Annotated in this window: 17 protein-coding genes; 7 read left to right on the top strand and 10 right to left on the bottom strand. The window is 64.4% G+C overall.

What is annotated here, in order from left to right; translation table 11 throughout:
- Nucleotides 1–7 precede the first annotated feature (7 nt).
- Both SH412_RS11835 and SH412_RS11830 read right to left on the bottom strand, forming a co-directional pair.
- A complete protein-coding gene (locus SH412_RS11835; RefSeq protein WP_336523724.1) occupies nucleotides 8–814 on the bottom strand; it encodes a formylglycine-generating enzyme family protein in 807 nt (268 codons plus the stop codon).
- Nucleotides 815–899: 85 nt separating this feature from the next.
- A complete protein-coding gene (locus SH412_RS11830; protein WP_336523723.1) occupies nucleotides 900–1,496 on the bottom strand; it encodes a hypothetical protein in 597 nt (198 codons plus the stop codon).
- Nucleotides 1,497–1,756: 260 nt separating this feature from the next.
- Between SH412_RS11830 and SH412_RS11825 the strand changes: the two genes are divergently transcribed.
- The 4 genes from SH412_RS11825 (at nucleotide 1,757) to SH412_RS11810 (ending at nucleotide 5,239) form a co-directional block, all read left to right on the top strand.
- Nucleotides 1,757–2,335, top strand: a complete 579-nt coding sequence (locus SH412_RS11825; RefSeq protein ID WP_336523722.1) for an isochorismatase family protein — start codon at nucleotides 1,757–1,759, stop codon at nucleotides 2,333–2,335.
- 24 nt (nucleotides 2,336–2,359) lie between these two features.
- Entirely contained in the window at nucleotides 2,360–3,268 is a 909-nt protein-coding gene (locus SH412_RS11820; protein WP_336523721.1) for a DUF58 domain-containing protein, read from the top strand.
- 260 nt (nucleotides 3,269–3,528) lie between these two features.
- Nucleotides 3,529–4,230, top strand: coding sequence for a diacylglycerol/polyprenol kinase family protein (locus SH412_RS11815; RefSeq protein WP_336523720.1), 702 nt, complete (start codon nucleotides 3,529–3,531; stop codon nucleotides 4,228–4,230).
- Between the two features lie 76 nt (nucleotides 4,231–4,306).
- The gene (locus SH412_RS11810; RefSeq protein ID WP_336523719.1) at nucleotides 4,307–5,239 is read left to right on the top strand and encodes an ABC transporter ATP-binding protein; all 933 of its coding nucleotides are present in this window, start codon (nucleotides 4,307–4,309) and stop codon (nucleotides 5,237–5,239) included.
- A gap of 60 nt (nucleotides 5,240–5,299) precedes the next feature.
- On the opposite strand, the gene SH412_RS11805 is transcribed toward SH412_RS11810, so the two are convergent.
- The 4 genes from SH412_RS11805 to SH412_RS11790 all read right to left on the bottom strand — a co-directional run bounded on the left by SH412_RS11805 (nucleotide 5,300) and on the right by SH412_RS11790 (nucleotide 15,128).
- A complete protein-coding gene (locus SH412_RS11805; protein WP_336523718.1) occupies nucleotides 5,300–6,784 on the bottom strand; it encodes a DUF1501 domain-containing protein in 1,485 nt (494 codons plus the stop codon).
- 55 nt (nucleotides 6,785–6,839) lie between these two features.
- Nucleotides 6,840–10,190 (bottom strand): DUF1553 domain-containing protein, encoded by a 3,351-nt coding sequence (locus SH412_RS11800; protein ID WP_336523717.1) that lies wholly within the window; start codon nucleotides 10,188–10,190, stop codon nucleotides 6,840–6,842.
- 235 nt (nucleotides 10,191–10,425) lie between these two features.
- The gene (locus SH412_RS11795; RefSeq protein ID WP_336523716.1) at nucleotides 10,426–13,434 is read right to left on the bottom strand and encodes a c-type cytochrome; all 3,009 of its coding nucleotides are present in this window, start codon (nucleotides 13,432–13,434) and stop codon (nucleotides 10,426–10,428) included.
- A gap of 176 nt (nucleotides 13,435–13,610) precedes the next feature.
- A complete protein-coding gene (locus tag SH412_RS11790) occupies nucleotides 13,611–15,128 on the bottom strand; it encodes a hypothetical protein (protein WP_336523715.1) in 1,518 nt (505 codons plus the stop codon).
- A 197-nt stretch (nucleotides 15,129–15,325) separates the two neighbouring features.
- Between SH412_RS11790 and SH412_RS11785 the strand changes: the two genes are divergently transcribed.
- From SH412_RS11785 to serS, 3 genes are all read left to right on the top strand, one after another.
- Nucleotides 15,326–16,147, top strand: coding sequence for a sugar phosphate isomerase/epimerase family protein (locus SH412_RS11785; protein WP_336523714.1), 822 nt, complete (start codon nucleotides 15,326–15,328; stop codon nucleotides 16,145–16,147).
- Between the two features lie 82 nt (nucleotides 16,148–16,229).
- On the top strand, nucleotides 16,230–17,612 hold the full coding sequence (locus tag SH412_RS11780) for a dipeptidase (protein WP_336523713.1): 1,383 nt from the start codon (nucleotides 16,230–16,232) through the stop codon (nucleotides 17,610–17,612).
- A 193-nt stretch (nucleotides 17,613–17,805) separates the two neighbouring features.
- A complete protein-coding gene (gene serS, locus SH412_RS11775; RefSeq protein WP_336523712.1) occupies nucleotides 17,806–19,077 on the top strand; it encodes a serine--tRNA ligase in 1,272 nt (423 codons plus the stop codon).
- 89 nt (nucleotides 19,078–19,166) lie between these two features.
- Here serS and SH412_RS11770 read toward each other — a convergent pair whose 3' ends face one another.
- The 4 genes from SH412_RS11770 to SH412_RS11755 form a co-directional block, all read right to left on the bottom strand.
- Nucleotides 19,167–20,180 (bottom strand): lipid-binding SYLF domain-containing protein, encoded by a 1,014-nt coding sequence (locus SH412_RS11770; RefSeq protein ID WP_336523711.1) that lies wholly within the window; start codon nucleotides 20,178–20,180, stop codon nucleotides 19,167–19,169.
- 216 nt (nucleotides 20,181–20,396) lie between these two features.
- Nucleotides 20,397–21,368, bottom strand: a complete 972-nt coding sequence (locus SH412_RS11765) for an NTP transferase domain-containing protein (protein WP_336523710.1) — start codon at nucleotides 21,366–21,368, stop codon at nucleotides 20,397–20,399.
- A gap of 263 nt (nucleotides 21,369–21,631) precedes the next feature.
- Entirely contained in the window at nucleotides 21,632–23,086 is a 1,455-nt protein-coding gene (locus SH412_RS11760) for a DMP19 family protein (protein WP_336523709.1), read from the bottom strand.
- A gap of 278 nt (nucleotides 23,087–23,364) precedes the next feature.
- Nucleotides 23,365–24,480: a hypothetical protein gene (locus tag SH412_RS11755; RefSeq protein WP_336523708.1), complete on the bottom strand. Its 1,116-nt coding sequence runs from the start codon at nucleotides 24,478–24,480 to the stop codon at nucleotides 23,365–23,367.
- Nucleotides 24,481–24,616 lie beyond the last annotated feature (136 nt).

Below are 24,616 nucleotides of genomic sequence, written 5' to 3'. Positions count from 1 at the left end.
CGACACCTCAACGGCCCGGCTTCGTCGCCGCTTTCACGCAGCGGAATCCGATGGCGTCGTCGCGGGCGTCTGCGGGGAGCTCTTTCCGCGAGGAGCTCGTCAGCTTTTGAAAATCGTCTTTCCACGACCCGCCCCGGACGACCACTTTGCCCTGCGGTCCGCCGGAGGTGAATTCCCAGAGGTAACCGTGCATGTCGTAGAGCCCCCAGGGATTCGGCGCGAGCGCACCCACCGGCGGGTCGTTGCCGGCGGCATTCCCGTGGTGCCAGCCGTATTTGTCGAGCAGAGTGGCCCTGGGGCTCCGGTCGTCCGGTCCCTGGGCCTCGTCGCCAAAGCTGTAGCGCGTGGTCGTCCCGGCGCGGCAGCAATACTCCCATTCCTCTTCGGTCGGCAGCCGGATTTCTTCGCCCTCCTTGAGCAGACCGGCGGTCCGCAGCGATTCCGTGATCTTCTGGCAGAACCGTTCGGCGTCCGCGGCGGACATCATTTCGACCGAATTCCGCGGCCCTTTCCAGCGGCTGGGCTCCTCGCCCATGACCGCCTCGTACAGATTCTGCGGGACTTCGTACTTTGCCAGGGAGAAACTGCCCGCCAGCCGCACTTCGCGCGTGGCGTCCGGCGGCCCGAACTGGAATGTCGCCGGAAACTTTCCCTGTCCGGGAGTGATGGCGACGAATTCCTTCGCGAAGGTTTCGAGGAGCGGGCGCAGCGTCGCTGCGTTCGCGGCCTTGTCGTCGGCGCATGCCGGGACGCTGATCGTGGCACAGACGATCCCGCAAGCCAGTGTTCGGAACAGCCAGCACGCACTCGACATCGCACGAATCTCCTGCAGTTCAGGGGCACGTCGCATGGCGGAATTGTAGCCGAAACGGGTTCGCTGCGTACGTCGCGAACAGGACTTAGCCGACCGGCGCAGGTTCGACCGGCTCGCTTTCGTACGACCACCCGCAGGAGTCGCACGCTTCCCGGCCTTCGGCAATCGGTGCGCCGCAGGCGAGGCACGTCATCGTTTCTTCGTCCCGGCCCGTTGCGGCAGCGGACTCCGGGACCCCGCCCGCGGATTCCGAACGTCCCGATGTTCGGGGCCCAGGTTCGCGGGCGAAGAAATTCCACGTGACGCGGATCACGATTCCTGCGGAAATCCAGAACACGACAAAGCTTCCCCCGGAGGCGAACAGGCCGCCAATGATCATCGCGGCTTCACGGTGCGAGATCGCGGCGGCAAGCATCAGCAGGCTGCCGAGCACCAGGAAGAAGCCCACAAGCGCGGCCGGAAACATCGTCAGCCAGACCCCGGCCAGGACAATGAGGCGAGGTCGACCGGTCACGGCCTGACGATAGGCATAACCCCGCGCGAGCGTCCCCTCGAAGGGGGCCGTTGTCGCATATGAGGTCAGCGGCGCCCCGCATCCGGAACAGAAATGGACCCCCTCGGGATTCGGCTGTGCGCAGCCGAGGCAGATTACCAGGTTCGAGGGCTCCGCCGGGGTTTCCATCAAAGTCACTCCGCATCCGTTCCGCGCATGCCTGCTGCCAGCCCTGATCGCATCGAGTCCTGTACACTCTACCCGCTCTGGCGGACGGAGAACATTCCGAACCAGTCAAGCGGGACATCGATCGTTCAAAGTCCCCGATCGACCGTCGGTCGAACATTGCAGTTTCCTTCCCGATCCGCGAGCATCATTGCACTGTCATTCAATTTCTTCATCCGGCAGAACTCTCCCACAGGACGTTCGCTGGCCCAGGATTTCTCTGCATGTCCGCGTCTTTGCCTCGCAGCCCGGAGCTCCTCCACTGCGCCAGCAGCCGGCTCGTCCTGATTGATCTCCAGCCGCGCCTGCTCGCCGCGATGCCGGATGCCGGCCGCCTGACCGCTGCGTGCCGGCTCCTGGCCGACGGCGCAAAGCTGTTGCACGTGCCGTCCGTCGCCACCGAGCAATATCCCCAGGGACTGGGCGAAATGATTCCGGAGCTGGCTGGGCTGGTCGACCGGCGCGTGTCGAAGCTGCGGTTCAGCGCCGCAGCCGACCTCGCCTGGCCGCCCGCGGCGCAAGTTCCCGACCAACGTTTTCAAGTTGTCCTGGCCGGCGTCGAGGGTCACGTCTGCGTGTTGCAGACCGCGCTCGACCTGTTGTCCCAGGGTTACTCGGTGTTTGTCGCGATGGACGCCGTCGCCAGCCGCCGCGAGCTGGACTGGAAACTGGCGGGCGAACGTCTGGCTTCCGCCGGCGCCGTGCTGACGACGGTCGAGTCGGTTCTGTTTGAATGGTGCGAGACCGCGGACGCTCCCGAGTTCAAGAGTCTCAGCGGTCTGGTGAAAGCCCGCGGTCTCTGACAGTTCCTGCTTCAAGGCTGCCGTGTGACCATTCCTCCTGCGATTGTCGACACCGCGACGCTGGCCCGTTTGCAGGGGCTGGAGTTGAAGGCGCGGACCATCGTCGAGGGCTACGTCGCCGGACTCCACCGCAGTCCCTACCACGGTTTTTCCAACGAATTTGCCGAGCACCGCGAGTACGTCCCCGGCGACGACCTGCGCTATGTCGACTGGAAGGTCTACGGCAAGAGCGATCGCGTCTATTTGAAGCAGTTCGACGAAGAGACCAACTACGTCTGCCAGCTTCTCGTCGACGCCAGCGAATCGATGACGTATCGTTCGCCGGCCGCCCATTTCAGCAAGTGGGATTACGCGGCCTGCGTGGCCGCATCGCTGGCGTGCCTGATCACCCGACAGCAGGACGCGGTCGGGGCGGTGACGTTTTCCAGCGGCGTGCAGCAGATGCTCCGCCCGTCCAGCACGCCGCAGCAGTTCGGCCAGATCTGCCACGTGCTCGAACAGACCGAACCGGGGCCGAAGACCTCCCTGGGGCCGGTTCTGCATGAACTGGCGAACCGGCTGAAACGCCGCGGGCTGGTGGTTCTGCTGAGCGATCTGTTCGACGATCCGGAAGCGATCGTCGGCGGCCTGAAACATTTTCGCCATTGCCGGCAGGATGTGATCGTGCTGCAGATCATCGACCCGGCGGAGGAGGATTTTCCGTTTCAGGATCCAACGCTATTTAAGGGGCTCGAAGGCTGGGAGGACCAGTTTTCCGATCCTCGGGCGCTGCGGGCCGCCTATCAGCGGGAGTTCCAGGCGTTCCTCCAGCGGATCGAGTCGTCCGTCCGCGATCTGCAGTTCGACTATCTCCGGCTCCGGACGGACCAACCGGTGGGTCCTGCCCTTTCGGTGTATCTCAACAACCGCCGCCGGCGGGCTGGCAGGCGTTAAGGCGAACCTGGTCGGCAAGGTTTGCGCCGTCGACGGTGATGGACGTCTGGCCCGTCGGAGTTTTTCAGGATTTTCGGGCGAAGCTGGTCGACAACCTCTCGTGGCCCGCGAAGAATTGCCATTGAACGACGACGTGGCAGGATCGGGTCGGAGGTACAGGCGGCCATCCCGGACGAATGCCGCTGCAAACAGTCGCGATGGAGCGCAGCTCGGCGGGCCAATCACCGCGTTGCTCCCACGGGGAGCAGGGAGCTGCCGTCATGAGCCGGGGCCTTCCCGTCTGGAATTCCGTCCCGCGTCCTCACCGCTCGCGAACCGTTGGGGGCGGCTGGTCCGATGTCTGGCAACCGGCAGTGGTACTGGGGCCGTCGGAAGCCCGTCGCCGGCTGTTTCACATGGCGCCGGGGTTTCTCCCGTTTGTGCTCTGGGTCATTCCCCATCGGGATCCCTGGGGGCCGATGCTGTTGACGGCGGTGGCGCTGCTGGGAGGGGGGATCATTTTCGCCGCCTTCCGCAGGTATCGGTCGTTTGCACGCCGCGGCGAGCGGGACTGGTCGGCCGCCGTTCTGGGGTATGCGCTGCCGGTTCTCGGGGCTCTGCTGCTGTTGCCGGGCGAGGCGGAGATCGGGCTGAGCGTCCTCGGGATTCTCGCGCTGGGCGATGGTGCGGCCACGTTAGGAGGCTTGCGTCTGGGGGGGTGGCGGCTGCCGTGGAATCGGCGCAAGTCCTGGACGGGCAGCCTGTGCTTCTGCTTCGGCGGCGCTGCGCTGGCCACCCTCCTCTACTGGGGCGAGGCGGTTCCTCGCGTTTCTCTGCTCACGGCGTTCCTGAGCGTCCTGCCGGCCACACTGGCGGCGGCGCTGGTGGAGTCGCTCCCGCTCCGATCGAATGACAATCTTCGGGTCGGCGCGACGGCTCTGATCGTTGCGCTGCTGACGCATGCGGCCTTCGTCGGCTGGTAGCGAGGACACGATGGCGTCGGCTGCGGCAATCCGTCACAGTAGGCCGGTCATATCCGCCCGTTCGCCTGAGATTCGCATGCCGGCACTGGAAGCTCTGAACCTCCGCAAAGTCTACGGCGAGCACGTCGCGGTCGACGACCTGAGCCTTGCGGTCGAACCCGGAGAAATCCTCGGGCTGCTCGGTCCCAATGGGGCCGGGAAGTCAACGACGATGCTCATGCTCGCGGGACTGCTCGAGCCGACATCGGGTTCCGTGCGACTGAACGGTCAGCCTTTCACGATCCGGGATCGCCAGCTTCGGAACTGTCTAGGGGTCGTGCCGCAGGACCTTGCGATCTATCCCGACCTGACCGCGCTCGAAAACCTGCGGTTTTTCGGCGAGATCTACGGACTCCGCGGCGAACGGCTCCGTCAGCGGTGTGCGACGGTGCTCGAACAGATCGGTCTGGCGCAGGTCGCGCAGCAGCGGGCGGCGGAGTTCTCGGGAGGGATGCAGCGGCGGCTCAATTTCGGCATCGCCGTCCTGCACGAACCGGCAGTGCTGATGCTCGACGAACCGACCGTGGGCGTCGACCCGCAGTCCCGTGTGCACCTCCTCGACGGCATCCGAGCCCTCGCCGCGGGTGGAACCGCGATCCTTTACGCCAGTCATTATATGGAGGAAGTGCAGGCGCTTTGCCAGCGGGTGGCGATCATTGACCATGGCCGTCGGCTGGCGTACGACACTCTGACGAGCCTGCTGGAAGGAGTGACCGGAAGGATTTTGCTGTCAGTCTCGGGAGCCGTTGCGCTGCACGGGCGGCTGGCGGGGTCGGTGCGTGAGATCGCATCGAGCAACGGTGGCGTGCAGCTTGAAGTGTCCGCCCCGGATGGCCGCTGGGAGTTTCTGCTTCCGGAGGTGCTGCAGCAGATCCGTCTCGCCGGGGTGACCGTCGAGCGGATTGAGACATCGCATTCCGATCTGGAGCGACTGTTTCTGTCGCTGACCGGGCGAAAGTTGCGGGATTGATGGGGTGAAAAGTATGGTGAGGTGAGCCTCGAAGACTCGACTCACCCTACCGCCCCGGGGTCACGTCAGCACGTCTTCGATCACGTGGCCGTGGACGTCGGTCAGGCGGCGCTCGATGCCGTTGTGGTAGAAGCTCAGCCGCGTGTGGTCGAGACCCAGCAGGTGCAGCAGCGTGGCGTGCAGGTCGTAGATCGTGGAGACGCGATCGACCGCCTGGTAGCCGAATTCGTCGGTGGCGCCGTAGCTGAAGCCGCGCTTCACGCCGGCTCCGCAGAGGAAGACCGTGAATCCCTTGGGATTGTGGTCTCGCCCGCTGGCCCCCTTCTGGAAGGTCGGCATCCGTCCGAATTCGGTGACGAAGACCACCAGCGTCTGGTCGAGCATGCCCCGTTGTTTGAGGTCGGAGATGAGCGCCGCCGCCGGCTGATCGAGAATCGGACCGTGAATGTCGTACTGTGTTTTGAGGGTCTTATGGCCGTCCCAGTTGCCGACTCCCTCCCCCATCGCGTACGAGCCGTTGAAGAGCTGGACGAACCGCACGCCCCGCTCCAGCAGCCGGCGGGCCAGCATGCAGTTCTTGCCGAACCGGGCCTTCGTCGTGTTCTCCGTGTCGGTCGCGCCGTACATCTCCCACGTCCCGCCGGATTCCTTGGAGAGATCGCCGACCTCGGCCGCGCTGAGCTGCATGCGGGCGGCCATCTCGTAGGCAGCGATCCGGGCGATCAGCTCGGTGTCTCCCGGGTGCCGCTCCAGCAGGCCGCGGTTGAGCGACGCCAGCAGGTCACGGGAGCGGGATTCCGTCGCCGCATTGATCCTGGCCGGCGTCGAGAGGTTCGGAATCGGCTTGTCGGCGTTGAACGCCGTTCCCTGAAAGACCGCCGGCAGGAACGCCGAGTTCCAGTGGTTCGGCCCGACCTGGGGAACGCCGCGCGGATCGGGAATCGCCACGAAGGAGGGCAGGTCCTGGCACTCGCTGCCGAGGGCATAGCTGACCCAGGACCCCATCGCCGGAAACCCTTCGAGCACGTAGCCGGTGCTCATCTGGTTTTCCGCCGGCCCGTGAGTGTTGGACTTGGCGGTCATCGAGTGAATGAAGCTGAACTCGTCGGCCAGTTCGCCGAGCCGCGGCAGCAGCTCGCTGGTCATCTTGCCGCTCTCACCGCGCGGCTTGAAGTCCCAGATCGGCCTGGTCAGGTTCCCCTGCTCTCCCTGAAAGGTCACGAGTCCCGCCGCTCCCGGCAGCGGCATGCCATCGCGCTTTACGAGCTCCGGCTTGTAGTCGAACGTGTCGACGTGGCTGAGCGCTCCCGAGCAGAAAAGGACGAGCACCTGCTGAGCCCTTGGCGCGAAGTGCGGCTTCCGGGGAGCGGTCGGCCGCTCGGGAGACCAGTCCGGTCGGATGGGCGGTTCCCCGGCCGACAGCCGGCCTTCGCCGGCCAGCAGCGACGCCAGCGCAATGCCGCTGAGCCCGGCCCCCCCGCTCTGTAGAAAGTTGCGTCGATCGAGCAGCGTCTTCGCCACCGCCGAAAGCCCGGACTGTTCCATCGCTTTGCTCCCGCCTCAATGCATTTCGAACTGCCGGGGCCGTACGGATCGAGACTCAGAATACGTAGAGAAACTCGCTGCTGTTGAAGAGGACCCGAACCAGCAGTTCCAGGCCTTCGCTGCTGACGAATTCGGCGCAGGTCCGATGTTCTTCCGCCGTCGGCGATCGCTGAAACATCAGCCGGAACGCTCGTTCAACCTGTTGTTCGGGGTCAGCGCCGGCTTCCAATCGCAGCCGCCCGGCGAAAATCTCCGACTGCTGCATCACGAACGGGCTGTTGAGCAGGTTCAGCGCCTGCAGCGGCGTGGTGGACGCCAGCCGCTTCGGTGCGATCTGTCCCATATCCGGGCAGTCGAAGGCCCCGAACACATCGTCGAGCTGCATTCGCGGTTTGCTCTGGTAGACCATCCGCCGCCATTCGGTGGGGCCGAACTCGTGTCGCGGCGCATAGACCTTGACGTAGTTCGTGTTGGGTTCGAAGAGATCGAACCCCGGTCCCCCCATCGCATCGTCCAGATTGCCGCCGACCAGCAGCATGGCGTCGCGCAGCGGCTCCGCTTCCAGTCGCCGGGCGGGAAATCGCCACAGCAGCCGGTCGCCGGCGTCCGCGGCCAGACCTTCCGCGGTGGTCTGATTCGACTGGCGGTAGGTGGCGCTGGTCACGATCAGCCGGTGCAGGTCTTTCAGTGACCAGTTGCGGGCGACGAATTCCGCCGCCAGCCAGTCGAGCAGTTCCGGATGCGACGGCTTTGCGCCGTTGATGCCGAAGTCGCTGGGCGTGGTGACGATCCCGGCTCCGAAGTGATAATGCCACAGCCGGTTGACCATGACCCGCGCCGTCAGGGGATTGCCCGGAGATGCGATCCAGTCGGCCAGGGCCTGGCGTCGCTCGGCTTCCGGCGAAGTCGCTGCCAGGGTCCAGTCGCCGCCGAACGCAGGCATCCCCCCGGGAGGAACTGCTTCGCGCTGCGACATCGGATCGCCCCGGTGCAGCCGGAACGTCGGTCCCGGCTGTTCGAAGCGGCCGGCATACGCCTTCGGCAGATCGGTCAGCCGCCTCAGGCGCGCCGCCAGCTCGCGCTGCCGGACCGACAGCTCCTGCTGCCGCGCCTGTTCGGCGGGCAAGGCGCCTGCGGCAAATCGGACTTCGCGGGTCGTCGCGGCGTCCTTCACTGGCAGTCGATCATCCGACGTCGCCACCACCTGCCACTGCTCCCCGTCGAGCGAAGCCTCGATCCGGTAGCTGGTGGCGACGCGATCGGCGTACTTTGCCGGAGCGCCCCGGTCCCGGCTCCAGACCATCCGGTCGATGACTTCCGGCCGGGCGAATTCATACTGGACCCAGCCCTGCCCCGGCTGATTCGAGATCCAGCTCGCCTCGTTGCCGTACCGGCCGTCGTGAATGTGTTCGAGCTGATGGATCGCGAAGCCAGCGAGCGATCCGGACGCGGTCACTTTCGTCCCGGCCGTCGCCAGTGCGACATTCTGAGGGACGCCGCCGCTGGTGAAGACTTCCCACTCGTCGATGCACGGCTCGGAGCTGCTCGTCCCTGTGATGGTGAGTCGCACGAAGCGGGCTTCGATCGGGGCGAAACGCTCTACGTTGCCGCCGCGCCAGGCTGCGGATCGGAGGTAGGGACCATCGCCGCTGGCATCGTCGTTGGAGGCTTGCTGCAGTACGATCAGGTCGGCGGTCACGGGGATCGATTCCACACCGTTGCGCAGGACGATCCGGCTGTTGGCGGTGAGTTCGTGAACGCCGGCGTCCGCCAGCCCGCTCCAGAGCCGACGGGAGGCTCGCTCGCCGGTTCCGTCGGCGAACTGCCGCTGATCGACGCGCAGCATCTCCTGCTGATCGTCGGTCGTCTCCAGGTTGCCGTCGCGATCGACGAGGTACGCCGCGTCCTGAGCATGGTTGGCGAAGCCGCTGCCCCAGGAGACCCAGACGTGCCAGCGGCCTTCAACCCGCGGCGACCATGCCACGACGTTCTGCTGCGGAGCGGCCTGGTACCAGGTATAGGACGGACTCAGATTGGGCAGCCGCAGGGCGTCGCCGAGGTCGTCCCGTTCGCCGCGCTCGCTCCCCGGCTTGTAGGGCTCGACATTCCGTCGCGGCAGCAGTTCATCGACGCCCGGCGAAGTTGCCGTCGGCGCACCCGACAGCTCGTCCAGAAAAACGGTTCGGACCGGGTGAGCCAGCGATTCAAAGGCCGACAGTTCCCGCTCGACCGCAGCCAGCAGCTCTTGCGTCTGCTGGATCTCTTCGGGACTGACCGCGTCGTCGCGCGGTCGAATGCCTCGTTCGCCGTGTTGAACGCCGGCCAGGCAGGCGGTCAGGGCGTAATAGTCCCGCGCGCCGATCGGATCGAATTTGTGATCATGGCAGCGTGCACAGCCGACCGTCAGCCCGAGAAAGGCCGAGCCCGTCGTGGCCACCATGTCGTTGAGTTCGTCGGCCCGCTGCTGGGCCGTCAGAACCGGGTCCGGGCTTTTGACCTGGTCCCAGGGGCCGGCGACCAGAAATCCGGTGGCCTCGTCCGCGCCGAGCCGATCCCCGACGAGCTGTTCCCGCACGAAGCGGTCGTACGGCAGGTCCTCGTTGAGCGACCGGATCACGTAATCCCGGTAGCGCCAGGCCGTGGGGCGGGGCTGGTTGGTCTCGAACCCGTTGGATTCCGCGAATCGCACCACATCCAGCCAGTGCCGCGCCCAGCGCTCGCCACAGGCGGGCGACGCCAGAAAATCGTCGACCAGCCGTTCGTACGCCAGCGGGTCGGCATCCGCCACAAAGGCGTCCACCTCCTCCGGCGAGGGGGGCAGGCCCCGCAGATCGAAGGAGAGCCGCCGGATCAAAGTCCGCCGGTCGGCCTCAGGCGCGGGCTTTAACCCTGCGGCTTCGAGCCGGGCCAGAATGAAGTTGTCCAGCGCAGATCGCGGCCATGCCTCGTGTCGGACAGTCGGCGTCGCCGGTTGCTCGACCGGTTTCCATGCCCAGTGATTCAGCTTCTGATTCTGCTTCTCGGCCGCGCGGTCGGCGTCGGTCTCTTCCCAGACGGCTCCGGCTTCGATCCAGCGCGTCAACCGGCCGATCTCGTCCGCCGTCAGCCGATCGCCATCCGGCGGCATCCGAACGTCGGGATCGTCGCTCGTCACCCGCTTGAGCAGATCGCTTTCCGCGGCCTTCCCGGGGACGATCACCGCGCCGGAGTCTCCCCCGCGGAACGCCAGCCGACGGGCGTCGAGCCGCAGGCCGCCGTTCTGCTCGCCGACGCCGTGGCAGCCTGCGCAGCGCTTCGCGAAGAGCGGCCGGATGTCCCGTTCAAACTCCACCGGGGAATCGGCCGCCAGCGGCGATGCGCTGAAGACGGCCACGCCCAGCAGCAGAAGCGAGCGACTGCTCTGCATGTGTTCGACTCCGGCTCAAAGAGGTCAATCGTGCTGGCAGACGTTGCGTCTGACTCACAAAAACGCTCGCCCTGCGTGAGATGTACGATGGACGTCCTCGTCCGTCGGCCTTTGCGGCAGGGCGATGCCCGCTGTGATGTCGACGGACGAGGGCGTCCATCGTACGGAATTCCCGAACTGCGAACTCCTGGTCAGAACTTTCTCGTCGAATGGAATGACCGACTCACCCAATCCGTCAGTTCTTGCGGAATGCCGGATGATTCCGGTCGCCGCGCGACAGCAGGTACGCCATCAGGTCCAGGAATTCGTCCTGATTGAGCGTATTCAGCAGCCCTGCGGGCATCATCGACACCTTTGACACCATCATCTCGTCGATCTCGGACCGGTTCACGTTCGTATGAGCATTCGGATCCAGCATGTTCGTGTTCAAAATGAATGTGTCGCCGTTGAGATTGATGATCCGCCCCGTCACCACTTTCCCGTCGACGGTCGAAATGACCACGGCGGCGTACTGATCGCTGATCGTCTTGTTCGGATCCACGATCGACTCCAGCAGGTCTCGGGCGCTGAAGCGACCGGCGGCGCCGGTCAGGTCCGGCCCCTGCGCCCCCCCCTGGTTGTCGAAGCGATGGCAACTGAAGCAGTTGGCAGCGGCAAACATCGTCCGCCCGCGGTCGAAGTTGCGGTCCTTCAGTCCCGTCTCCAGCAGCGGCGTCAGTTCTTCCATCGTCCACTCCTTCACGAGCGGACGGGGCGGCGCAATGGCCACCGCTGCGGCTTCAGGAGTCGCCTCGATCAGGTCTTTGAACGCGGCCCGCTCCTCGTCGGTCATCGTCGCAACCGCGTCGGTCTTGATGTTCTTCATGAACCCGCCAAAGCTGTTGCCCCCGGTAAACGTCCCGGCCTTCAGGAACCAGCTCAAGTAGCTTTTGCGCAGCTCAGGCGTCCAGCCGGACTTCACGAAACGGATCGCTCGCGCCAGGTCGATCTGCTCTTCCTGCGTCGGGGCGGCTTCCAGCAGCGCCACGGTTTTGGCGGCGGCCGACGGCGCCTGGAAATAGGCCATCAGGTTCGCCAGATCGGCGTTGAGCTCCTTCGTCGCCGCCGGGTAGAGGGCATCAAACTTCCGGATCAGCTTCTCGCGGGTCGCCTCATCGGGCGCGCCTCGACGCGTAAAGACCAGCGTGTAGTCCCGCAGCAGTTCCTGCTTCTGCTCCAGCGACAGCGACGTCCATTCGATCCGGTCCAGCGCCGCCAGAATCCTGGCGGTCAGCGCGGGGTCGATCGGCGAATCCTCCGGCTGGCGATGAAATTCATCCCGGCTGGAAACGCGGACCAGCGCCATCAGGGCCGTCATCGCCGCCTGCGGATTCATCTCCGCCAGCGCCTTCTCGGCAAATGAATCCGCCGGTTGATGCTCCAGAGCCACCCGGGCCGCCCAGCGGACGAACCGATCGGGATGCTTGAGGTACGGCCAGACCGCGTCCACCGCCTTGGGATCGGCCTTGCCATGCCATTGCTCCAGCTCGCGACGCAGCTTCTGTTCGGGCGTCGGGGGGGCCGGCGTCGTCGCCGGAGCGGTCGATTCCGCCCCGGTATAGGTCACCCGGTACAGACCCGACTGGACCCGCCGTCCGCCAATCGCGAAGTAGAGGGCGCCGTCGAGCGGATTGACCACCAGATCGGTCAGCGGCAGCGGCGTCCCGGTGACGAATTCCTCCAGGGCGCCGACATACGATCCGCCCTGAGGCGTCAGATGGACGGCGTAGAGCTTGCCGTAGCTCCAGTCACAGATAAATAGGGCATTCTGATACTTCGCCGGGAACTTGGCGCCGTAGCCGAAGGTGATGCCCGTCGGCGACCCCGGGCCGATGTTCACCGCGGGGGGGAGCGTATCGGCGTAGTAGACCGGGTACTTGCCGGCCCCGTTGCGCCAGCCCCACTCGCCGCCGCTGACCACGTGGCAGACCCGCGTCGGCCGGTACCACGGCGTGCTGACGTCCCACTCCATATCGGCGTCATACGTGAACAGCTCGCCCGCGGAATTGACCGCGGCATCGTACTGATTGCGGAAGCCGTTGCTGATCAGTTTCCACGACTTCCCGTCTGGATCGATCTGGTAGATGCACCCGCCGGGAGCCAGCACGCCGGCCATGAATCCCCGACCGTCCGGCATCCGCGGCAGCAGATGGTCTTCACTCCAGATCCGGGGGACGAGAGACTGATCGATCTCCGTGAGCTTCGTCTGATTGCCGCAGACGACATACAGCGACTTGCCGTCGGGCGTCGGCAGGATGGCGTGCGGGCCGTGCTCGCCGCCGCCGTTGAGCTCGCGCAGATGTTCGACGCTGTCGAGCTTGTCGTCGCCGTCGGTGTCCTTGACGCGGTACACGCCGCTCTTGTGTTTGCCGCTGTTCACGACGACATACAGGCTGTCGAACGCCCAGAGCAAGCCCTGCGCGTCGCCCAGTTCCACATCGATCTTTTCCAGGCCGATCTCCCCTGCGGTTCCGATCGGCGGCGGCGTGACGCGGTACAGCCCGCCGTACTGGTCGCAGACGATCAGCCGACCCTTGGGGTCGGTGCACATGCTGACCCACGAGCCTTCTTCTTCCTTCGGCACCGAATAGAGCAGCTCGACCTTGAAGCCTTTGGCGACCTTGAGCTGGTCGACCGGCGTCGCCGCCGGCGGCCGGGCCTTCGACATTCGCGCCAGCAGATCGGCAGTCACTTTCGTCCACGGTCCGTCGCCGACAGGCGCCACCGAAACGGCGGGTTCCCAGGCGCCGGCGTCGAAGTCCGCGGTCTGCCAGCCTTTGCCAGCCTTTTCGGAAAACTTCCACGAGGCGTCCGACACAAAGGTTTCGACGCCGTTTTCCGTCGTGACGGTGAGTTGCAGGATGACGCCGCCGGGACCGCCGGCGTTCTGTCCCCGCACGGCGACCACGTTCCTGCCCGCCTTCAGATTCCGGCCGGCATCGACCGATGACGGCGAATTGAAGTCGTTATTCTTGAGGAGTTGGGTCCCGTTGACGAAGACCACCGCTTCGTTGTCGCTGGCGACGATCAGCCGCGCCGATTTCACCGCACTGTGAATCTCGAACTCGGAGCGGAAGAAAACCGTCTGATTCTCCTTTTCGCCGCCCGGCGCCCAGATCCAGTGAGCGGTCGGGGGTTCCGCGGCCTTGGCCGGTCCGCCAGTGATCCATCCCCCCAGTATCACGACCGCCACTCGCAGCCACATCGGCGAAGCTTCCATCACGTCGATTACCCCCCGGCTGTCTACTCAAATTCCGAAGCCTGTTTCCGAATCGCATCGGGAAACGGTGATCCTGAATGATAGCAGCCGGTCCGGGGGATTGTCGAACGGGGAAACGGCCTGAAGCAACGCGATTCTCGCGGGCATCGGCCGATCCGACTTCAGGGCGTTTTTGCCGCGGAAGACGCCCGAGGCGGAGGCTCCCGATTCAGCGTCACCTCAAACGACCCGGTATTGTCCGCCAGGGAATTCCACCCGTCATTGACGCGCAAATAGACGGTCCCGGTCACCGGTGCAGTGAACTCGGCCTCGCGTCCGACCGGCAGCACCTGTCGCAGGCTGTCATCGGCCCCGCCGGTCAGGCCGGTCTCGGACCGCACGCACATCAGCAGCAGTCCCAGCGGCCAGCCGTCGTGGTAGCGGAACGTGATCCCCTGCGGCTCCGAGACCCACGGTTTCGGCTCGTCCGCCAGCGTCACCCGCCCGGTCGCCGAGATCCGGTACGTCTCGCCCGCTTCGACAAGAATTTCGGACGATTGCCAGCCCCGATCCGCTCGAATGGTACAGGCTCCGGGAGTCTCGCCGAGCGGGCGTCCAGGACGGAAATCGATCGCGGCACGCTGGGTGTCGTACCCGTAGCACAGGTTGACGACGAACAGCATCCATTCGCTGAGGAGATCCCGCTCGACGGACTGATACCGGCGCGCCAGTTCGCGCGAGAAGCCGGGGCCGGGAGCTTCGCGGAGCACGTCGCGAAACGTCTCTCCGTAGCGCGGGTGCGTGAGGAGGAAGTGGCTCAGCCCCCAGGACCACGCGTACGCCTCGGGTTTGTCGAACTCGGCCGGGAGGAGCTGCAGGACCTTGGCAACGGTCTTCCCCCGCTGCTCTGCGAACGCCGTGCGGATCAGGCTGATTCTCCCGAAGCCCGCCGCCGATTCGGGCGAATCCGGCAGGATCCCGGTGTGCAGTTTCCCGGCCGCATCCACCCGGTGCGTGCCGTAGAACTCCGCCAGGCCCTCCATGACCCAGACCGGATACAGCTCCGTATGGGTTGACGCCAGCATGTAGCAGTGGGTGACCTCGTGCAGCAGCAGATGCTCCCGGTAATACGCAAACGGCTGCTCCCGCATCCAGAAAACGTTGTTCCGATTGCGTCCGTGTTCGAACGTGGGCAGATCTTCCGGAAGACAGCCGGCCTCGCGGAACTTGGCTTCGTCGGCCATCAGATAGCCGTAGACGTGGAACTCGGCGCCGTCGCGCGCCGGGGGCAATGGTCCCAGTCCCGCCACCAGTTGCCCGTAGAACTGATCGACCAGCGGCGGCAGCGGTTCGGCGGCGTCGGATGGAACGTCGGTCCACAACGTCATCCGGGCCGAGCGATAGGTGTGAATACCCAGCGCGGCCAGATCCGCTGCGTCATGCACCGGCCGGTCATCATTGGGACGGTAGACCGGTTCCGCCCTGACCGGCGGCGCCGGCTCGGCTTCCGGGGGCTGAATGGGCGCATTGATCTCAACCACATCCTGCGTGAAGGCGCGCTCCCCGTCGTCTCTCTTGGTCGATGTGGTCGCCGTGGTGCCGGAGTCCGACTTGGCGGCGACCGGCTGAGCCGGCTGGCACCCGATGGGAACAATCACCAACGGCAGCAGGATCGCGGCGGCGACGATGGGCGCCGACAATCCGCGATCTCTGCTGCTGTGTTTGAGGAAGGCAGGCATTGTTTCCGAGTTTCGTGCTTCGGATTTGCTTCGGATTTCGGGCTTTCAACGCGGTCTCCGGTCCGTCGCAATGCGCGACGCGGCTGCGTGTTGCGAACGCACTATGAAGCGGGTAGCTTCGCTGCTTCGCCGTTTGACACTCCGACGGAGACTCCGTTATGCCCGGTTTCCGCTACTGTCTCAACACCAGTACCATTCGCCCCGCCGGTCTGCTGGAAAAAATCCGGATCGCCGGCCAGGCCGGCTATGGCGCGATCGAGCTCTGGCACGACGATATCGATCAATTTCTGAGCAAGGGCGGCAGCCTGCGCGACATTTGCCATGCTCTCGACGACGCGGCGCTCGTCGTCCCGACGACGATCTACCTCGCCGGCTGGTGCGGGACTTCCGGGACCGATCATGCCGATGGACTGCTGGAGTGCCGTCGCCGGCTGGAACAGGCGGCCGAACTGCGTGCGACGTACTCGATCGCCAGTCCGGCCGCCGGCCGGGTCGATCTGGTCGAAGCCGGGCAGCAGTACGCGGAACTGCTGGAAATCGGCCGCGAATACGGCATCCGGACGGCGATGGAGTATCTCGGCTTCGTCGAGCACATCTGCACCGTGCAGACGGCACTGGACATCATGCGGAACTCCGGCGACCCGACCGCCACGATCATCGTCGACCCCTTTCATAACTTCCGGGGCGGCGGCACGTTTGACGATCTCCTGCTGCTGCAGGGGAGCCAGGTGGCCATCAGCCACTTCAACGACGCCCCCGCCGAGCCTCCGCGTCTCGAACAGCACGACCATTCCCGCGTGCTGCCCGGCGACGGCCATCTGAATCTGACGCAATGGCTCAAGAACCTGCGAGCGATCGGCTACGACGGCTGGCTCTCCCTGGAGCTCTTCAACGAGAAACTCTGGGCCAGGGACCCGCTCGAAGTCGCAAAGCTCGGCCTCCAGAAAATGCAATCGGCCGTCGCCCAAGCCGGCCTGTAGATCGCCTGTCAACGCACCAGCCTTTGTAGAGCGGGCTCTGCCCGCCAGCGTCTCTCAACGATTTCGAAGGACCGAAAACCTCATGTCCGCCGCTGTCACCGCGTATCTCGAATCAAATGCCGACCGCCTCCTCGCGGAACTGTGCGAACTCCTTCGCATTCCGTCGATCAGTGCTCAGCCCGAACATCAGCCGGACATGCTCCGGGCGGCAAAGTTCCTGCACGACCAGTTTGCGGCGATGGGTTTCCAGGTGGAGACCGTCCAGACCGCCGGCCACCCGATCGTCTACGCCGAATGGCTGCAGGCGCCCGGTGCGCCGACCGTCCTCGTCTACGGGCACTACGACGTCCAGCCCCCCGATCCGCTCGACCTCTGGACGACTCCGCCGTTCGAGCCGACGATCCGCGACGGCAAACTCTTCGCCCGCGGCGCGACCGACGACAAGGGCCAGGTCTTCACGCACGTGAAGTCCGCCGAGGCCTGGCTCAAAACCGAAGGCCGGCTGCCGGTCAATCTGAAGTTCGTCATCGAGGGGGAGGAGGAGGTCGGCAGCAATAATCTCGACCACTTCCTGGAAAGCCGCAAGGCCGCCCTCGCCTGCGATGTCGCCGTCGTCAGCGACACCAGCCAGTACGCCCCCGGCATCCCGGCCATCACCTACGGACTCCGCGGCATTGTCGCCTGCGAAGTCGCCCTCCGCGGCCCGAAGAAAGATCTCCACAGCGGCGTGTTCGGCGGTTCGGTGACGAATCCCGTCAACGCCCTCTGCCGCCTCGTGTCCGCCCTGCACGATGCCGACGGCCGCGTGCAGATCCCCGGTTTCTATGATGATGTCGCTCCGCTGTCCGATGCCGAACGGGCCGGCTTCGCGAAGCTGCCGTTCGATGAGGCGGCTTATCGCGCAGAACTGGGCGTCTCGGCCGTCCACGGCGAAGCCGGTTTCACCACTCTGGAACGCCGCTGGGCTCGACCCACCTGCGACGTCAACGGCATCACCGGGGGCTATCAGGGGGCTGGGCCAAAGACGATCGTTCCTTCACGCGCTTCAGCGAAAATCACCTGCCGCCTCGTGCCGCAGCAGGATCCGGCGAGAATCCTCGATGCACTCGAACATTTCCTCAACGAAAACTGTCTGCCGGGCGTGGAACTGGAATTCTTCCGCTTTCACGGCTGTCCGGCATTCGTGTTCGATCCGACCAGCCCGTATCTGACCGCGGCTTCTGAGGCCATCCAGGAAGCCTTCGGAGCTGCACCGGTCCTGATCCGGGAGGGAGGCAGCATCCCTGTCGTAACGACCTTCCGCGAGGTGTTGGGAGTCGATACACTCCTGCTCGGCTGGGGGCAGAATACCGACAATCTGCACAGTCCCGACGAACATTTCACGGTGGCCGATTTCCACCGGGGGACGCTCGCCAGCGCCGCCCTGTGGGAGCGACTTGCCGCGCTGCCGAAAACCGTCGGCTGATCGTCAGCCGACAACTGAAAAACGGAAGCCGTTTCAAGATCGGTGAGGAGTGGGTGGCCGGGGCTGGAGCGTCTTCGCAAAGCCCCGGACTACAGAGCACCGGGGCTTTCCTTCGGTCCAGCCCCGGCCACCCTCCAATCCGACTTGAACGTACTTCTCCCGAATCACTCCATAGGACGACGCGGCTGCCGCCATGCTGGACCTGCAATTCCTCTGCGAAAATCTGGATGCCGTCGCCGCCAACTGCCGGAACCGCAAAGTCGCTGTCGACCTTAGCCGGCTGGCCGCCCTCCGCGACCAGCGGAGCGAGCTGATTCAGGCGACCGACGCCGCCCGGCACACCCAGAAAGAAGTCTCCAGCCAGATTCCCAAGGCGAAAGACCCGGCTGAGAAGCAGACGCTCGTCGAGCGGGGCCGGGAGCTGCGTGAACAGGTCGCCACCTTCGACGCCCAGCTTAAGGACGTCGAAGCCGAGCTGCTCGGCCTGCAGATGGCTATTCCGAACATGACCCATCCCGACGCTCCGGTGGGGATGGAAGAGTCGGAGAGCGTCACCGTCCGCACGTGGGGCACGCCCCGAAAGTTCGATTTCCAGCCCCTCGACCACGTCGCCCTGTGCGAGAAGCACAATCTGGTCGACCTCGAAGCCGGCGCCCGCGTGACGGGACATGGCTTCTATTTCCTGAAGAACGAAGCGGCCCTGCTCGAACTCGCCCTCGTCCAGTACGCCGTGCAGAAACTCGTCAAACGCGGCTTCGAAATTCACATCACTCCCGACCTGGCCCGGATGGAGATCCTCGAAGGGACAGGCTACCAGCCCCGCGGCGATGAAACGCAGATCTACTCGATCGCCGGCAGCGATCTGTGTCTCGTCGCGACGGCCGAAATCACTCTCGGCGGCACGCTCAAGGATCAGATCCTCGAAGTTGACAAACTCCCGATCAAGCTGGGGGGCGTCTCCCACTGCTTCCGGACGGAAGCCGGCGCCCACGGCCGGGCGACCCGCGGCATCTACCGCGTCCACCAGTTCACCAAAGTGGAGATGTTTGCCTTCACGGCCCCCGACGTCGCCGCCTCCGATGCGGTCCACGAAGAGATCGTCGCCATCGAAGAAGAGATTTTCCAGGGGCTCGAAGTCCCCTACCGCGTCCTCGACATCTGCACGGGCGACCTCGGCGGACCGGCCTACCGCAAATACGACCTCGAAGCCTGGATGCCCGGCCGCGGCGAATGGGGCGAAGTCACCTCGGCCTCAAACTGCACCGACTTCCAGGCCCGCCGGCTCAATATCCGCTGCAAGTCCCCGGAGAAAAAGGGGAGCCAGCACGTCCACACGCTCAACGGCACCGCCATCGCCGTGACTCGCGCCCTGATCGCCGTCCTGGAGAATCATCAACAGGCCGACGGCACGATCAACATCCCCGCGGTGCTGCGTCCGTGGGTCGGCAAGGACAGGATTGGCTGAACGCTGAGAGCGGAAAGCTGAAAGCCAGAAGTGCGCGAGGGAAGCGTATTGGTCTGGCTTTTCGCTGTCTGCTTTTTGCTTTCCGCTCGCTAATTCGGCGGCGGCGGAGGGAGTTCGAGGACGGGATGACTGGCTGCGACGGCTTTTTCGTACTCGATCAGCAGCTCAAAGGTCCGCTGAAACTCCGGCAGTTGCGCCAGATTCCGATAATCCGGCGAACTGTTCACGAGTGCGTAGTGCTTGACCGTTTCTGCCAGGGACTCGGCCGGCGGGGTCACCCCCGGTTCCTCAAGGGAGCTCGGCAAAGCCAGGTACGCGCGCCAATTGGCGTTTAGCTGCGCGTGCAACTGGCCCGTCTGCTGGATCAGCGAGCGTCGCAGCCCTTCAATCACCCTCGGCGAACTTGGAGGCGGCGGAAGCTCATTGACCGGGACCCCCGGAGCGGTCCGCGCGGCCAGGTCGGACAAATACTGTCGCAGATCGGCCGCCTCGCCCGGAATACGCGCCGGCAATTGTCCCGTCGGCGTTCCGTAGTACGCCGCATGGGACGCCTGGTCGATTTCGAGGGCCGAGCCGTCGATCGAGACGCCGGCAAACAGTCCCCGGCTGCGGGAATACGAATAGATTTCCGAGAGCAGCGTCGCGTCGGTTCCCACGGCCGCATCTCGACCGACTGGTCCCGCAGAGGCCGACGCATCGACGCCAATGGTGAATTTCCCGCGCGTCAGTCCCTCGACCCCCTTCCGCGTGGTAAACACCAGCACCACATCCGACCCCTGAATCCCCGCTTGAAAGCCGACGCTGCCGCCTGTCAGAGTGACGAATTGAGGCAGGCTCCATTCGCCCTCGGCGTCGCGCACCAGGACGACTCCATGACCGCGCCGCACCCCGCCGATGAAACCAATCTTGATCACATTCGGGATGATGACAATGCCTTCGGCCCGATCCAGCAGCCGGCGCGGGATCTGCCGGGCCGGAATGGCCATCAGTTCGTTGAGAACCTGCTCGGATTCGACGATGGACTCGGCCGGTCCAGTGGCGAAGGACGGCGTCGACAGCCCTCCGACCAGCATGGTAGTGAGCAACAGCGATCGGATCATCATCGAACTCCCTCTCGCGACCGTCAGACCGGATGGCAACCTTCGCCACATTCCATGCTAGCCAACGCACCGGAGTTGCAACAGTTCGCCCCGCGCGGCGACGCCGGCCCGCCCGGTCCGGATGAACTTGGCTGTGTGAATTGCCCGAGGAGCCCCATGAAAAGCGTGCGAAGTTCCCGTTCGCCGGCGAAGTCGCCAATTCTTGTCAACTCTCAACTCTCAACTCTCAACTCTCAACTCTTGAAACGCTCCCACGGTCGTTCCCGCCGGCAGCGTCACCGCCCCGGAGATCACCGCGTGCGGCCCGATCACACAATCCGAGCCGATCCGCACCGCCCCGGAGATCACCGTAAACGGGTGGATCACCGTGTCCGGCTCGATGATCGCCCGCGGATCGATGATCGTGTTCGGGGGCGAGACGATCGTCACGCCCGAGGCCATCAGCTTTGCCAGCGTCTCGGCCTGAATCGACGCCGTCACGTCGGCCAGTTGCACGCGCGTGTTGACTCCCTGCGCCTCGACCAGGTCAAACGCATTCAGCGCCACGACCGGTTTGCCCGACTGCAGCAGAATCCGCGGGCAGTCGGTCAGGTAATACTCCGCCTGGCTGTTATCCGGCCGGATCTGCTCCAGCGCTCCCAGCAGCGACTGGCTGTCGAACGCGTAGCAGCCCGTGTTGATCTCCTGAATCTGCTTCTCGTCGGGCGAGGCGTCCTTCTCTTCGACGATCCGCAGGAAGTTCCCGCCGGCGGCACGGACAATTCTCCCCAACCCGTGATTGGCGGCCGTCGTCGCCGTGCCGATCACCGCCGCGGCCGACTGCTCCCGCTGGGCCGTCAGCAGCGCCGCCAGCGACTCCGCCTTCAGCAGCGGCGTATCCCCCGCCAGGATCAGCACCGGACCGTGATGGGCGGCGAGCTGCTCCCGGCACATCATCACCGCATGCCCAGTCCCCTTCTGCTCCGACTGCAGGGCAAACTCGATCCCCGGCGTCCGCGACAGATACCCCTGCACCAGGTCGGCCCGATGCCCGACCACGGCGACGATCTTCCCGACCCCCGCCGCCCGCGCCGCATCGACGACATAGTCGATCATCGCGCGCCCGCAGACTTCGTGCAGCACCTTCGGGAGGGCCGACTTCATCCGCGTACTCTTCCCCGCCGCCAGAATCACCGCCAACGCACCAGCCATGCCTGTTCCTCTTCCGGTATCTGGTTCCCAGGCTCTGCCTGGGAACCGTTCTCAGCGAGGCTCTGCCTCGCAACGGCTCTGCCGACACTCGCAATCGGGCCGGACAAGCGGAGAGTCTAATGTTCAGCCCGTTCGCAGTTCCACCGCCCCAATCGGATCTTCCCGCGAAACTCAACGAGTACCGTCGTGGGACGAAGACTCGTTGCGATGGTGCCGGCCGCAGTCTCGCACACTCGGGCCAAGCCGGCGGTGCCCCGCTGCACTCACCGGAAATGGTCAGGATTTGCAAGAACAAATCGCGTCGTCAGAACGTCGACGTTCTCGCTGCTCTTGTAGTATCGTGACTCAAGTTCTTCGAACACGCCGTCGTTCTTCTTGTAGATCCTGCTCAACTCGAGTTGCCGTTTCTCGCGATCTTCTGAGGGTCCCGCCGGCCCGAAGAATTCGATGGCCTGCCGCAGGAGCGCCAAACGCTCCTTTGATCCCGTCGCTTCAAAGCCGGCAAGCGCATCCTGCCAATGATCGCCACTGGAATTAAAGAAATACTGAGCGAAACCTCCATTATTGATCTCGCTATTGCAGACGATGACGGCGATGTAAAACTGCTGATAAGAATGCAAGGACTCATATCCTGCCTTTTCCACCGCCTCCCAGATCCGCTTGTCGAATCCGTCAAGTCCATGAAAGCACAGAAGCCCGGCTGACGCTCCTGCAGAAACGTCAGCATCGTCGTGCGCCGTCCGGTCAGTGAGGAACTGCTGATCGGCAGCATTCTGCTGCTGCCCAAGCAGACGGAGCGCCTCGCGGAGCGAATAATTGCGAGGGTACGTCAGGTCTTCGGCCTCTAACGCGGAGATCATCTCGAGCAATCGATCCCTTTGAACCGAGGCTTTTGCATCCGCGAGCGTTTCAAGAACTTCGTGAAGAATGGGGGATTCAGGCCGGAATACCCGAGGTGACAGGAAGTACTGTTTGGCTCGTTCGCTGTCGAATTGAAACAGGATCTCTGCTGCGTTGTCTGCGTTTTTCCCCTGCTCGAGGAGGTCCCTCACGTCGGTAAAGAGTTCCGTAGAGACGTTTGTAGCGAGGCCCTTCCTCTTCAGAGCGAACTCCAGGCCCATCAGCGCGTACGACCGCACATACTCGTCAGAATCCAACAATGCGCGCCGAATATGCGGCACGATGAGCGGTGAGCCAGTTTTTGCGATGACCAGCGCGGCGTTTTTGCGAATCTCCGTAGACGAATCAACGAGAAACGGTGCGATCTTTGCTGTCGCCGATTCCGGCGGCGCGTTTCCCAGCAGGTCGCATGCTCGCATGAAGGGCGTTTCGGGCAGGACACTTTCATTACTCGGTTCAATAAGACGCGAGTAGAGCGTTGGATTCCCCAATATCTCCACGACTGATTGATGAACACGATCGCCCAGTTCGCGGAGGACCCGGGCTTCTCCCCACGCTTCGCGGCTGCTCGTCACGTCGAAAATGAAATGTCGTGCCGCTGATGAAACCTCATCGTCGGACCAGTTTTTCGTATCTGCAGCTGCGTTCTCGGCTTCTCGCCGAGCCTGGTTGAGTTCGGCCCAATAGATCGGGTTCTTCACGACCTCCCTGAAGCCCCACTGCTTTGGCGTGTCGCGACGCTTGATCACTGCAATGGCCACGATAGCCGCAGTGACGAGCAAGGCGACCCAGAGGGCTGGTGAGTGGAGAATAGCCATGTCTGCCCAGATTGCCTTGTGACGAAGGCGCCGGTTGTGGTGTTGCCAGTGAACGAGTTCGGCGTCGGGAGTCGATAGTCCCCATCATACACGTTGGAGGTTCGATACGATCTGGTGATTTCGACCGTGCGATTACCGGTCGGGGCGTTGACGTGGGGCGAGTGCAAAACAAAACGATCCCAGGCAAAGCCCAGGATCGAGAATTCATGCGGCATCCCGCGGCTATCGACTGCCAGCGTCGAACCCATGCCCCTGCGCGACCGCCCGTGCGGCCAGCACTAGAATTTGATTCCGCCTCTCACGATGAAGCTGTCTCGCATGTCGAATCCCGGCGTTCCGTGTTTGAAGTCCACCTGCCGGCCCAGCACCACGCCCGCTTCGATGAACTTGTCGTAATAGCCGTGATCGCTCCGCAGGCCGGCCATGATCCGCCAGTCGGTCAACTGAATCTGTTCGCGCGTCGGAGACCCGCTCGTCATGCCGATCTGGTAGGACTCGACGTGATACTCGCCGCTCACATACAGCCAGTGCGCCGCGTCTCCGAATGTCCCCACGAAATAGCTGATCCGCGGCTTCGGAAACACCAGCCGCAGTTCCCAGCGGTCATCCGGCGTCCAGACCGCACCGGCGTAAGGGACGTAAATGTCGTCGACCCGATCCCAGTATCCCAGCCCCAGCACGATCAACCACTCCTGCGACGGCCGGTAAAACACCATGCCGCTGCCGTCGAAGTTGTACGCGTCCCCGGACACGCTCTGGTCGAAGTCAGTATTCACCGACGGATTGAAGTTGAGCTGAAAGCTCCACGGTCCGACCGGCGTCGACGCCAGTTCGAAATCCCAGCCGAACCGGTAAACGGAACCCGGCAATTCCGGCGTGCTCGGCCCCGACCAGGAACGCGCATTGAACTGCGGCGTGTTCGCGAAGATCAGCTCCGGAGCAAGTTGACTCGCGTACCGCAGATCGAAGTTGTACTCCGTGACGCTGAAGTTCCCGATGCCGGGTGACTTCGCCCCGGCCGGCGCAATCCAGGCGAAATCCATCCGCGGCGTAAACCCGAACCGATACGGCTGAGGCCCGTTCACGCCCGCCATTCCGTAGCCCGGAGGAGCCCCCACGCCGCCGGGACCCACCATGAACGGATCCTGGTACGACGGGCCGATCGGCTGCGGCGCTCCGCCATACGGGGCCGCAGGGTCCGCTTGAAACGGCTGAAACTGCAGCGTCGAACCGCCCGATGAATAGGGGGGCGGGTCCATAAACGAAGGCGGGCTCTGGCCGCGGATCGCCAGTTCCAGACCCTGATTGAATTGATAGAGCCCCGGCTGCGACCCGACGGTCTCAACCTGGCCGGTTGCCAGCATGGCGATAGCGCAAAAGACGACGGAGTGCACGGCAGTTCCTGTCCAGCGCGTACGAAACACCCCCCTGCGTCCGGATGGCCCGAAGTTCATCCCGGCAGGACGGGGGGATTCTTCAAATCCCGGCAAATGGGTCAACACCACTTTCGGCGGAATCTGCCGGTTGCGG

The organism is Planctellipticum variicoloris, from assembly GCF_030622045.1.
Taxonomy (GTDB): domain Bacteria; phylum Planctomycetota; class Planctomycetia; order Planctomycetales; family Planctomycetaceae; genus Planctellipticum; species Planctellipticum variicoloris.
The sequence above is the reverse complement of the archived record's forward strand: the minus strand, read 5'-3'. Positions and strand labels throughout refer to the sequence as shown.